Origin of the sequence: Larkinella sp. VNQ87 (assembly GCF_049445795.1) — a bacterium.
In the GTDB taxonomy this organism is placed as follows: domain Bacteria; phylum Bacteroidota; class Bacteroidia; order Cytophagales; family Spirosomataceae; genus Larkinella.
The window spans coordinates 25,072-37,828 of record NZ_JBMSDT010000022.1; the positions used below are offsets into that span (position 1 = coordinate 25,072).

The window sequence follows — 12,757 nt, forward strand, 5'->3', positions numbered from 1 at the left end:
AAACAACCAAGATGCGGTCAAAATGATTCTGTCTGCCAAAGGCGGTTTTCGGTGCGGGCGGAAATCAGCGATCCATGAGCCACGACTCGGGATTCAGACGGCTGGTGCTTTTCCAGACCTGAAACTGAACCTCGGCAACCCCGTCTTTGTCGGTAGCCACGACCCCAATCGGTTCGCGGGCCTTCAGGCGCTGGCCCACCTGCACCGAAACGCTTTTCAATTTGGCATAAACGGTGTAATAATCACCGTGTTGAACCGCCACGATGTTGTGCATTCCGGTCACGTAGGTGGTATACTGCACGACGCCATCGTAAACCGCCCGGACGACTTCACCGGGGTTGGTCTGAATGTCAATTCCCGGATTATCCTGCATCACGCCTTTCAAAACCGGATGCGGTTTTACACCGTAGTGGTCGGAAATAAAGCCTCGGGAGACGGGCCAGGGTAACCGATTGCGCGAAGCGGCAAATGACGACGCCAGAGCCGCTTCTTCGTCGTTCAGCAGGGTATTCCGGCGCTCGTCGGGTTTGCGGGCGGCCACCCGTTCGGCAGCGGTTTCCGTGGCTTCCGAGGGTTTGGCTTCGGCAACCTCGGCTTTTCCGGTTTCCGCTTCGTCGGCATTCGCTTTTTCGGCTTTCGCAGCGGCTGCTGCCGCGGCTCTTTCGCGGGCAATCCGCTCACGCTCGGCTTTTTCACGCGCCAGACGAGCCAGCCGTTCCCGTTCCTGACGCTCCCGGATTTCGCGCCGAATCATTTCCGTAATTGCCGATTCCAGGCGATTGACGGCCTTGCGACTTTCGGCCAGTTCGGTACGCAGTTCCTGTTCTTTGGCGCTCAACTCCTGCGCAACCCGGTTTTTCTCTTCTTTCAGCCCTTCCAGCCGCTTCGATTCGTTCACCTGAACGGCCAGCGTTCCCTGTTGTTGTTTCTTCTTCTGCTCGACAGCCTGTTGTTTAACGAGCATTTCCCCCCGAATTTTTTCAATCTGCCGCACCTGACCTTTCCGGGCTTCGGCGTATTGCTGGAGGTACTTATACCGCGCAACCAACTGATTGAAGCTCTCGGCCGAAAACAAAAACCCGAGCGGATTGACCTGCTGGCGACGCTTGTCGGCCGAGTAGACCATCTCGCCGTATTCTTTCTTGAGTTTTTCGAGGTCTTTCTGCAACTGGTTGGAGGTCCGGCGCAGCTCCTGGATTTCGCTCGTCATCAGCCGGACGTCCTCCTGAAGAAGATTAATTTGCTTCGATTGAACGGCAATCTCCTGGTTCAGCGCTTTCAACTGGCCCAGTGTCGCCTGTTTCTGTGAAGACGTTTTTTTCAGAATGGTCCGAATCTGCGATACCTTCTCAATGTTTTGCCTTTTTTCCTTTTCCAACTGCTGACGACTCCGTTGTTGAGCCATTGCCTGCCCCCCCACTAACCAACTCAGAGTTAGCAAGGTGATCAATGCTCGCCAATCGGTAACCCAATCCACTCTATACATCATAAGCCTGTTGCCGGTCTGTCACGGTCTCCGCTGGTACTTCGGCGGAATGCTGAACGGAAAGCCCGGATTTTTATCGGTAAGCTCTACTTTATTGTGCCGGATTCGCAAGACGGTCTGGTACGGTTGCCCGTCGTTTTTGGATTTGTAATCGACCGTTACCAGACTGGTATATGGAAATAGAAAATTGTTCAAAACTGTAAAATCCTCGTAGTCAAGCGTCAATGAATTCTTGGTTGGCTGCTCGACCACCAGCAGCTTTTTCAGCTTCCGGTTTTCTTCCCCAATGTAATTGTCGATCAACACCTTGCCTTCCTGTTGCCGTAGCAGCAGAAAGTCTTTTTCGTTTTTGACGCGCTGTGCCGGTTCCTGCGGCAAGGGTAGATTGCCGATCAGTAAGGACTGGATCAACCCGAAATTCAGGTTAAAATTAAACCGCTGGCTTAAGGAAGCATAATCATAAACCGAATATTCCCGGTGAATACGATCCATGATCACGACCGAATCCTGGGTAATCAACGCCCGGGCCACCTCCACGCCCACGCCCGAAACCGACAACCAGATCAGGCTGTCTTTATCAATACGAAGGTTCACATTGGCATTGTTGATATCCTGTTCTTTACTTTTGAACGAGACTTTTGATTTGGCGGTCAGGTACGCAAAATCCACCTGATCAACGGTTGCATTGGGATCAACGGAGGGCATCGGCGCTGCCGCAACACTGTCCGGACGGACAGATGGCTGTACGGAGACGGTATCGGACCGCACAGGAGGAGGGGGCGCATTGCGAAACATTTTCCGCCGACCACATCCTTCGGATGTGAGCAGCACAACGATGCACACCCATCCAAGAAAGTATTTACTCATAAATTTTTCCGGTGGCTATTTTCCTGTCCAACCGTTCGGTCGTTTCGCCTTTCTGTTTTGCTTTTTTCCACTGCTCAACGGCTTTGTCACGTTCGCCAAGCTGGTACAACACATCGCCGTAATGTTCGATAATGGTGCCGCTCACGTTCTTATCGGCCTGAATGGCTTTCTCCAGATACAACCGGGCTTTGGCGTAGTCTTTCATGACGTATAACACCCAGGCATAGGTATCAAGATAAGTCGCGTTGTTCTGATTTTTCTCGACCAGACGCTCGGCCATTTGTAGGGCCAACGGCAGTTTTTCTTTCCGCAGCGACAGGAAATAACTGTAATTGTTAAGCACATGGTCGTTGTCGGGATCGATTTTCAGCACTTCTTCATACGCTTCATCCGATTTCTGGTGCTCGCCCATGCCGTTGTAAACATCACCCAGTTGCGCCGTAACACTCTTCATCAATTCAGCGTTGGCGGCTGATAATCGGCGGCTTTCCTCGTAGGCTTCGACAGCTTCTTTGTAGCGTTTCTTGAAATAATTAGCCGACCCGTTGAAGGCCCAGATGACACCCTGATTTGGAAACACTTCAAGCGCCTGCTCCGAATGGACCAGCATGCTATCAATTTGATTCAGTTCACCGTCGAGTTGCAGGATAGCGCCCCACATTTCGTAGGTTGCCTTATCCAGCCGGGCGGCTTTCACGTAGTAGTCACGGGCTTCGGCTTTCTGGCCCTGCTGGACGAGCAAATCGGCATAAATAGCCAGCGAACGGGCATCGCGGGGATGGGCCGTCGCCAGTTCTTTGGCGAGTTTGAGCGCACTTTGTCTCGCCGTTTCATTTTCACCGCCTACTTTGATGTAACTCGATAAAATCCGCGCTTTGAGATCAGCTTCCAAATTGGGGTTGGAAAACACCTTATCCAATTCCTGACTGCATTTTTCCAGATTACCCTGTTTGCGGTAAATATCGGCCAGCATGACGTGAGCCTGTGGCAGGTCCGAATTGACTTTCAGCGCCCGCTGGAGCCAGTCGACAGCCTGGTCGTTGCGGTCGTTGGCAATGAGCAACTCGGCCCCTTCGAGCAGGTAGTCGGTTTCGCCCGGTTCTGATGCGGCTAGTTTCTCAGCTTCCTGAATGGCTTTGTCAACTTTATTCTGTTTCAGATAAATCCGCTGCTTTTGACGGATAATTTCCTCGTTCATCCCCGTCGCTTTCTCCACCTGGTCGTACATGGCAAGCGCCTTGTCGGGCTTATCGTCGAACAGATAAATAGCCGCCAGTTCGACCCCGTACTCGATATTTTCGGGGCTTTTCTTGATCAGTTCTTCGTAAAGATTCTCGGCATCGGCGTAGCGTTTTTGCTTGACCAGCAATTCCGCAAGTTGCAGTATATAATATTTATTCGTGCCGTTATCGAGTTGAACGGCTTTCTGCGCAAATGGCAGCGCTTCATCGGCCTTGTTCTGCTTCATCAGCGCCTGAGCGACTGCATAGTGCGCGGCCGGATTTTCGGGATGCAACTGAATGACTTTCTGGAACTGAGATACGGCTTTGGCGGGCTCGTCCATCATCATAAATTTCATTCCCTCAGTAAACAGCGACTCTTCGACGCCCCGTACCCCTTCGGTCGGTTTTTGCTCTTTTTCCCTGCCTTTACGCTGTGCCTGAGCGGGGGTGATCAACCACACCATCAGGCAACCCATAACAGCCACCAGCCATTTTCGCCAAGTGGGTTTTACCAGCTCGTGCATTTGTGCATCCATGTTAAAATGAATCGAATTTGTGACCATCTGTCCGCGTTCCTTCTGTTCAAACGCGTAGGGTACAGTCTCTATTGCAGCCGAAGGCTACCGTTGGTCACAATATACAAAGGTAGTGGAAAACATCGGATTAGCCATCCGATTGAAGAAGGAGACAATAGGAAACGAAATGGCGAATAATGAATACTGAACAACGAATAGCGAAGTAAGCAAAGCCGTTTCAACATTCGTTATTCAATATTCGCTATTCATTATTCATTGACATTTCTTCACCCCGGCCGGGTTGAAAACCGGTCATTTACTTCATCCGGATGCACCTGCAAGACATTGGCCAGCACAAGTAGTACCAGCGTTCGGGAAGCCATTTTGCGGGGAATCTGCGCAATATTGGCAAACAAATCAACGGTAATACTCTGGTTATGAGCTAGGTGCTGCATCAACGCCCGTTCTTTGTCGCCGTACGTAAACCGGATATTCCGCTCGGCCGCTTCGCCTTTCAGGATCTCCCGAACCTCTTTACTGGCCTGAACGGCCTTGTCTTCGACCCGAATGTAGGCCCGCCGAAAATCATTGATGGGATCGTCGACGTAATGCGGTTTTCGGTCGCTTTCCGGTACGGTGATTACCAGTACATCTCGCTCGTTGGCAAGGGGCACGCGTTCCATGGTGTAGTCGATGGTCGGTGTGCAATACCGTTCGATGGCGCGTTCCAGCAGGTATTCATCTTCATCGACGTGTTTCAGTCCCTGAATACTTTTGTCGTCACCGATGCCAATCAGCAACTTCCCGCCCTCTGTGTTGGCAAACGCGACGATTTCGCGAATGATCCGTTCGGGGTGATTGGACTTTAATTTGAATTCAAGATGCGTTCCCTCACCCTGTCGAACCAGTTCCTTGAGCGCCCTGTAGTCCATCCGTCAGTCGGCTATGTAGGTGTCAGAAAGGTCGCCACCCTTCCCTTGCTTTTAAATATAACCGTTTCAATCCATACGAACCAAGGGTTTTCCCAACTATTTTACCGGGAAAACCGTTATTTTCGTGTCGGTTTCTTCGTATCGATCGATTCGCCGATACGATGGTTTACCGTTTTGTTCGTACCCAACTAATTAACGAAAAAATGCTGTTAAACGTTGTCATTGCACTGGTTACGTTTGTAGTCATGGAAGGCGTTGCTTGGTGGACGCACAAGTATATCATGCACGGTTTCATGTGGCGCTGGCACCATTCGCACCACAATCACCATGACGGTTTTCTGGAGCGAAACGACTTGTTTAGCGTCCTATTCAGTGTGTTCGCCGTTGGGCTTGTGGTAGTCGGGTTTGAAGTCGATGCGCTTTGGTTTTTGGCCCCCATCAGCATCGGGGTGACGCTCTACGGCATTTTTTACTTCATTTTTCACGATATTATCGTTCACCGCCGGATCAGGATCAAATTTAAGACCAACAACCGGTATCTGAACCGCATCATCCGGGCGCACTATGTCCACCACCGGGTGCATAAGCGAGCCGGAGCCGAAGCGTTCGGCTTTTTGTATGCTCCGAAGAAATACGAGCCAAACAAGTAATTGATTCGCGGGCATCAAACAGCAAAACCCATAAAGATACAACCGCGTGGATTCTATCCGCGCCACTGTCGCTTTATGGGTCAACTTAGCGGTCAGACCGGCTAGTACTCGTCTTCGTTGAAGAAAAAATCGTCTTTGGTTGGGTAATCAGGCCATATTTCCTCGATACTCTCGTAGGGCTGACCGTCATCTTCCAACTCCTGCAGATTTTCAACCACTTCTAAAGGAGCGCCAGAGCGGATCGAATAGTCGATCAATTCATCTTTGGTAGCCGGCCAGGGGGCATCTTCCAGGTAAGATGCCAATTCGAGTGTCCAATACATAGGCGTTGCAGCTAAAAAATGACAAGTTATTGTCGTAAATTGTGCAAAAGTAAAAAAATATAAATATCCTATACATCTCCCTGAAAATTCTTTCAGGATCGTTCAGAAGGGTGTTTAGGCCAAATAACCGAGCCATCATTGAAAATGTTTATCCGGCTTCCGTAAGTTTGCCTTTTGATTAAAATTTTCGAAGAAATGGACGTTGAAATTTGTGCCTTTTCGCTCGAATCCTGTCAGATTGCCCAGACCAATGGTGCGACGCGCATTGAGTTGTGCGGTGGGGCAGGGGAGGGCGGTACAACTCCCAGTTATGGCCTGATCGAACTGGCCCGGCAGGCGCTCACGATTTCGCTGTATGTCATGATCCGTCCCCGGGGTGGCGATTTTCTCTACAATACAACCGAATTGGCTGTTATGCGCCGGGACATCGAAACCGCCAAACAGGCCGGTGCCGACGGCGTAGTCTTTGGCCTGCTGAATTCCGATGGCACCGTCGATGAAGCCCAAACTGCCGAACTGGTTCAACTCGCCCATCCGCTGCCGGTTACGTTTCACCGGGCCTTCGACCTCACGCGCGATCCACTGGAAGCCCTGGAAGCCGTCATTCGGACGGGAGCCAAACGCATCCTCACCTCCGGCCAGCAGGCCAGCGCCGAAACCGGTATTCCGTTGTTGAAACGATTGGTTGAACAGGCCGCCGGGCGAATCGAAATCATGGCGGGCGCGGGCGTCACGGCAACGAATGCCGGTCTTTTGGCGGCAACGGGCGTCGATGCCCTGCACTTGACGGGCAAGCAGGTGATGGAAAGCGGCATGATCTTCCGCAACCCCGACGTGCCGATGGCATCGGTAGCCCTGGGCGAATACGAATGGCTCAGCACCAGCAGCACCACGGTACGGGCGGTAGTACAGATCGCTATTCACCGATAAATTGTTACACAGAGTTTATCAGAGGACATCAAAGTCTTCTCTGATCAACTCTGATGTCCTCTGATAAACCTTGTGTAATAGCTCTTCTTACCAGAAATACGCGTACAGGAACGTAATCACGGCAATGATCACGATCGCGCCGAGCGTAAAACCGGTCGTCGTTTTGAACATGCTGGCGTCGATGGCGAGGCCTTTGTTGCTCGGTTTTTGCAGCCCCAACACAATCATCACGGCCACGCAGATCAGGAACACAAAGCCCATCGTATCGAGGAACGGAATCGTGTACACGCCGTCCGGGTTCGGCACGGCGAAACCCAGCGGAGCCAGGAAGCTCAGGTCAACCAGATCCGGCAATACATATTTGAAGAACAGTGAGAGCAGAAAACCGCCCACAATCGCGAACAGGGCTCCGTTAGAGTTCGTCTTCTTCCAGAAAAAGCCCATGATGAACGCGGCAAACACGCCCGGCGACACCAGCCCGGTCATTTCCTGAATGAACTGAAAACCGCCTTTTTTGTCGATGCCCATAAAAGGCGATACCAGAATCGCCATCAGCATCGACACCCAGATCGTCACCCGGCCTACCCGCACCAGGCGTTGTTCGGTAGCGTTGGGCGCAATGTATTTTTTGAAAATATCGAGCGTAAAAATAGTGGAAATGGAGTTGGCTTTCCCGGCTAAAGAAGCCACAACCGCGGCCGTCAGAGCCGCAAACGACAAACCTTTCAACCCGGCAGGCAGCAGGTTGAGCAAAACCGGGTAGGCGTGGTCCTTGTTCACTTCGCCGGTTGCATCGAGCATTTCCTGCTGAAACAGGCCGTTTTGGTACAGCGTGTAAGCCGCAATACCAGGCAATACCACAATAACCGGCATCAGGAGTTTCAGGAAGGCCGCAAACAGGATTCCTTCCCGGGCGGTTTTCAGGTCGGCACCGAGCGCGCGCTGCGTAATGTACTGATTACAACCCCAGTAGTTCAGGTTCACAATCCACATCCCGCCAATCAGCACCGTCAGGCCGGGTAGTGACGCATAATGTGGGTGCCCTTTCGGGAAAATCATGTGAAAGTGGTCTTCCGATTGGGTCAGCATTCGGTTGAAACCGTTCAGAATACCGGTTGTGCCATTTTCCGACGAAACCAGGTTGATGGCCAGATAGGTGGTCGCCAGCCCGCCGAGGATGAGGAAGAACACCTGAATCACGTCCGTATACCCGATTACTTTCATCCCGCCCAGGGTAATGATCACCGCAAAAACCGCCAGCCCGAGCATACAAACCGTGAAGTTCAGGCCCGAGATGGTCGAAACCGCCAATGCCCCCAGGAACAAAATGGAGGTCAGGTTGACCAACACGTACAGAAACAGCCAGAAAATGGCCATAATCATGGCCACCGTGTTGTTGTACCGTTGCGTCAGAAACTGCGGCATCGTGAAGATGCGGTTTTTCAGGTAAATCGGCATGAAGAAAACCGCCACCACGATCAGCGTGGCAGCCGCCATCCATTCGTAGGTGGCAATCGCCAGTCCCATCGCAAAACCGTCGCCCGACGCGCCGATGAACTGCTCGGCGGAGATGTTCGAGGCAATCAGCGAGGCACCGATGGCCCACCAGGTTAGTGACCCTTCGGCCAGAAAAAACTCGGTGGAGGATGCTTCTTTGGTCTTTTTTCGTTGGTAAATCCAGTAGCCGTAGCCCGCGACGATAATGAAATAAATGAAGAAAACAACGTAGTCGATAGTCTGTAATTTTTGCATGACAACGGCTTAAAAAGGATACAATACGAGCGTAGGATTATTTTGGCTCGAAAGATAACGATTTAGAGGACATTTTCTGCCGTTCGGATGACTTGGAATTTCATTATTATTTAGGCAAAATACCGTTTCCCAGTTCAATTTTAATCTGCTCCGGAACGGCTTTCTGAATTCGCGGGCTTACCCGAAATCGCCGGGCCACCGTAAACCGGTAATTCCCCGTATGAATCGTGTACTGGTAAATCGGACTCATAACCGAAACCGCACCGTTAACCCAGCCGAGGGTAACACACCACTGATTGCTGTTGTAGCCAGCCACAACCCTGAACATTAAATCCGGCCGGACGTTGCTATGGGGTAAATAGCCTGTTTCGAAATTTTCCTTGCTGAAAGTAATGTTCAGATTCGTGGTCAGCGAACCCGTGGCAAACCAGTGCTGCCGGTATACGTACGTGTAGGCGTAGCCCAGGCCGGGGCCAAATTTCAGCAGCCTCAGGCGCTGGACGGCTTCAACCGGAAAATCAGCCCGAAGCAGGCCCGGCACAAAGACACTGTCGCCCCGTACTACGCCGTAATAGAGTTGAAAACCGGCCAGCCACGTTCCTGCCGAGCGCTTCTGCCACTCGTTTTGCACCCAGGCTGACCGGAACGAAAACCGCCGGAAATTAAACACCCGCCGAATACCCCCCCCCACCAGGTTGACCCGCAAATCCGGGCGCAGGTAAAACCGGCCGGGGTCGTCGAGACCGTTTCCACGGGGAGCCAGGTAGTAGCCGGTATAAAATTGCCCGAAGCCATCGAGCACCCATTTGCGCATGTACACATGGCTTTGCAGGTCAATATCGCGGGTTTTGCCTTTTGCGGGATTGTTCAGAAACGAAAGGCCGGAAGCCAGGTTCAGCGTCAGGGCGTTGAGCGTTCCGCCAATACCAAAATCAAGCGCTGCGTTGGGTCGGTAGCGCAGAAAAGGGCTATTGGCGGCTGGTGTTGTCAGAAAAAAAGAGGTGTATTTCTGGGAAAGGAAGGTCCGGCCTGTGAGTTTTCCCGGAAACATCCGGATGTACGTTGTATCCACTTCGGGCCGAATACGGGTCCGGACCTGCGCTTTTGACTTGCTACCGGCACACAACCCGATCCCTAGCGTGATGATAAGTGGCCAGACCCAAAACACCGGTTTTCGGGAGCCGACCAGCCCACAGCCTGTTCTAAGCAGTTGTTTCATCGAACGAACGTGGTGTCGATCCGCTGCCGACTCAATTCTGCCCGCCATTCCGAATGCAGCGACTCTTTGTGTGCTTCAAAGTCTCTCCGACCGAATAATTTCATGCGGTATTTTCCCAGATCACGATGTAACAAAAGATGATTTTTCAGCCCGCCAGTCATCCGGGTTGAATCCGCTTCCTGAATTTGCCGGATCCGTCGTTTGTTATTGCCAAACAGTAAATCCGTCAGACTGATTTCGACCAGAAAAGCGGCTTTTTCGTTCAGCGTGTAATCGCCGTTCAGGTGAAGATAGGAAAGATTACTGGATAGATTCAGATCCGGCATCAGAATCCGGTTGTTGTGCAGTAAAAACCGGGCGTCGACATCTTCAAAGTAAATATGGCTGGTTTTGGACTTGGGCAAAAACCGGAGGGCCTGCTGAATGGGCTGCACTTCAATCAGTTCCATTTCCCGGATGGACGCCTTGCTGTAGGCGGTTACTTTTTTGATGTCCGGCAGAAAGTCATTGTTGAGCTCTGTCCGTACCATCATCGAACAATCGACCCGGCCCCGAATGTTTTCGCTTTTCAGCACATCGATGTTCATCTCTTCGGCGGCCCGGAAAAGCTGGTACAGATCCATTCGCTGAAGCGTCAGGTTGAGTCGGGCCGGAAAACCGTCCGGATCACCCAGCGTCATGACGCCATGCGCCCCCAACCGGCCCCCAAAAGCATTCATAGTCAGTCGTTCCAGCCGGGCAGTCTGATCCCGAATCACGGTTTTCAGACCAAAATCGTTACCGCGCAGGGTTTGGTAATCCAGTTTGTGGGCCTTCACCTCCACATCGAACCGGTAGTCGCTCAGACCGGTTTTCTGCTTCCGGGAAGTCGGTCGATTATACGTAGCCTGCATGCTGTTCAAACCGGCCAGCAGACTTACCAGCCGTTGCAGATTCAGTCGTTCATACGACAGTTGCAAGGCCGCGTAGGGCTCCTGAATACCATCCTGATTCAGTTGGAAATGCCCTAACCCGGCGATTTTACCGCCCAACGTTGTCCGGCAGAGGAGTTGCGTAACCCGGACCTGCTCACCCTTTTTCTGAAACCGGAACGACAGATCACTCAAGTCCTCCTGCGAAGGCAGCCGTATCCGGTCAATCTGAACCACCGCCGAATATTCGGTTCCAAAGAGCAGCCCGGCCACCAAACTATCCGTCGCCGACGGTCGCTTTTCCGGTGGAGCCGGGCGGTTTTGGGAGGGCTTGGGTTTCGAAAAATCGAGTTCCTGCCAATGCGCAGCCAGTTTCGTCCGAACCGGGTACGTCGTCTGGCTGGCCCCAAGTACATACCGAAGCAAGTTTGTCACGTCGCCGTTGATCCGGAACGCCTGGCCGTCCAGTTTCCCGACGACTTCCCGAATTTTCAATTGATTATTTTCCGGAATAAACTGAATATCAGCATTCAGGGCCGTGCAGCGCCCCGACGGTTTTGGAAGAATCAAGCACCCGTCGTTAATACGCAGCGAGCCTTTCCAATACGGTTCGATGGGGGAGGGCTGGGGAACATTCGAAAACAGCAACGGGCTCCGAACGGCCAGATCAATGGCCGCCGTGCCCCGGTACAGCGAATCGCCTGGCCAGTTCATCAACTGCGCCAGTTGCAACAGCGACAGATTTCCCTGCATGGTAGCATCGATCACGGGCGACACAAGGTTATTCAGTTTGCCGCGCACGGTCAGGGTGTCTTCGCCGGATTGCAGCCGAAACTGGTCCAGCGTCAGTGTCGTGGTTTCGCGGGAATTACGGTCGCCGTTGTTCCAATTGCCCCGCACCGCCACGGTTTGAAAAACCACTGGCGTTTTGGGCCAGTGATAATTTTGGGCCTGAAGCCGGAAGTCGATCCAGTTGTGGGGCCGAACCGTCGGGCTCGTTACGCCCTCCATTCTAAAATCAAACACGACATCGCCTTTCAGCGCCGAATCACCCGCGTAACGCTTGAGCGAATCCGGTAGCATGGCCTTCAAAAAATCGTGGGCCGGTTGGGTGCCGCTCAGGTTCAATTTCAGTTCCGTGCCGGTTTTTTCGGGTAATTTTCGATGACTTCCGGCCAGTTTCACCGGCAGCCCATTTACCAGCAGTCGGCTCCGGCTGAAGGTGCCGGTTTTCGTCAATTGATCGTACACATATTGCACATCGGCCGTAAACCACTGCGTTTGAAACAGCTTCAGATTTCGATTTTGAATATAGTCGACCGCACCATCGAGCTGACCGCGCAGGTGCAGCTTCGACTGACGAAGCTGCCCGGTCAGGTCGGCTTCCCGGATCGTCATCGCAAAACCGTTCTTTTTGTATTGGTTTTCGATCAATATACTAGCGTTCTCGATCCGAATTTCCGGAATCGCTACGGAGTGCTGGTGGCTGGTGTCGGCGCGGCCTTCGCCTTTCCAGGCAAACCCGGTTTTTCGCCCGGTCGAATCCACCCGTTGATGATACCGAACCCCTTTCAGAAAAATTTTCCGGACCGTCTGGTTATCTCGAAACAGATCGGCGGTTCCAATGACCAGATTAGCCTGATCGATCCCGACGATTTCCATCGGATTAGGTCCCCGGTTGTCGTGAATAGAAATATTCGAAAGCTGAACCGCCAGGTTCGGGAAGTGACTGATCAGCGAGAAGTTAACGCCAAAATCGGCCAGGCGCTGCTCCGAATGGCTGGCAAATTCCTCCCGGACGGCCTGAATGACCCGGGTTTTGTAAACCGTGGTCAGCAAGAGCGGAATCAGCAAGCCCAGCAGCAGCAAAACCCCCGCTACAACCAGCCCTAATTTTATCCAGTGAGCAAATCTCGCCATTGCCTTGACCGACCGATTGATAACAGTTC

General features: G+C 52.3%; 10 protein-coding genes. 2 read left to right on the plus strand and 8 right to left on the minus strand.

What is annotated here, in order from left to right; all coding sequences use genetic code 11:
* Nucleotides 1–64 precede the first annotated feature (64 nt).
* From ACO2Q8_RS27730 to ACO2Q8_RS27745, 4 genes are all read right to left on the minus strand, one after another.
* Nucleotides 65–1,441, minus strand: coding sequence for a murein hydrolase activator EnvC family protein (locus ACO2Q8_RS27730; protein ID WP_423348156.1), 1,377 nt, complete (start codon nt 1,439–1,441; stop codon nt 65–67).
* A 66-nt stretch (nt 1,442–1,507) separates the two neighbouring features.
* Complete coding sequence (locus ACO2Q8_RS27735) at nt 1,508–2,353, minus strand: DUF4292 domain-containing protein (protein WP_423348157.1); 846 nt, start codon at nt 2,351–2,353, stop codon at nt 1,508–1,510.
* Nucleotides 2,346–4,100 carry a tetratricopeptide repeat protein gene (locus ACO2Q8_RS27740; protein WP_423348158.1) on the minus strand — a complete coding sequence of 585 codons (1,755 nt, stop codon included), beginning with the start codon at nt 4,098–4,100 and terminating at the stop codon, nt 2,346–2,348. The genes ACO2Q8_RS27735 and ACO2Q8_RS27740 overlap by 8 nt, the downstream gene beginning before the upstream one ends.
* Before the next feature lie 278 nt (nt 4,101–4,378).
* Entirely contained in the window at nt 4,379–5,023 is a 645-nt protein-coding gene (locus ACO2Q8_RS27745; RefSeq protein ID WP_423348159.1) for a helix-turn-helix domain-containing protein, read from the minus strand.
* A gap of 203 nt (nt 5,024–5,226) precedes the next feature.
* On the opposite strand from ACO2Q8_RS27745, the gene ACO2Q8_RS27750 reads away from it, so the two are divergent.
* Nucleotides 5,227–5,673, plus strand: a complete 447-nt coding sequence (locus tag ACO2Q8_RS27750) for a beta-carotene hydroxylase (protein WP_423348160.1) — start codon at nt 5,227–5,229, stop codon at nt 5,671–5,673.
* A gap of 101 nt (nt 5,674–5,774) precedes the next feature.
* Here the strand turns inward: ACO2Q8_RS27750 and ACO2Q8_RS27755 are convergent, their stop codons facing one another.
* Nucleotides 5,775–5,996, minus strand: coding sequence for a DUF2795 domain-containing protein (locus ACO2Q8_RS27755; RefSeq protein WP_009284883.1), 222 nt, complete (start codon nt 5,994–5,996; stop codon nt 5,775–5,777).
* A gap of 195 nt (nt 5,997–6,191) precedes the next feature.
* Here ACO2Q8_RS27755 and ACO2Q8_RS27760 point away from each other — a divergent pair, with 195 nt between their 5' ends.
* Nucleotides 6,192–6,926 (plus strand): copper homeostasis protein CutC, encoded by a 735-nt coding sequence (locus ACO2Q8_RS27760; protein ID WP_423348161.1) that lies wholly within the window; start codon nt 6,192–6,194, stop codon nt 6,924–6,926.
* An 87-nt stretch (nt 6,927–7,013) separates the two neighbouring features.
* Here ACO2Q8_RS27760 and ACO2Q8_RS27765 read toward each other — a convergent pair whose 3' ends face one another.
* The 3 genes from ACO2Q8_RS27765 to ACO2Q8_RS27775 form a co-directional block, all read right to left on the minus strand.
* Complete coding sequence (locus tag ACO2Q8_RS27765) at nt 7,014–8,678, minus strand: sodium/sugar symporter (protein WP_423348162.1); 1,665 nt, start codon at nt 8,676–8,678, stop codon at nt 7,014–7,016.
* 106 nt (nt 8,679–8,784) lie between these two features.
* Nucleotides 8,785–9,897 (minus strand): DUF4421 domain-containing protein, encoded by a 1,113-nt coding sequence (locus ACO2Q8_RS27770; protein ID WP_423348163.1) that lies wholly within the window; start codon nt 9,895–9,897, stop codon nt 8,785–8,787.
* Nucleotides 9,894–12,728, minus strand: coding sequence for an AsmA-like C-terminal region-containing protein (locus tag ACO2Q8_RS27775; RefSeq protein WP_423348164.1), 2,835 nt, complete (start codon nt 12,726–12,728; stop codon nt 9,894–9,896). Before ACO2Q8_RS27775 ends, ACO2Q8_RS27770 begins: the two co-directional genes overlap by 4 nt.
* Nucleotides 12,729–12,757 lie beyond the last annotated feature (29 nt).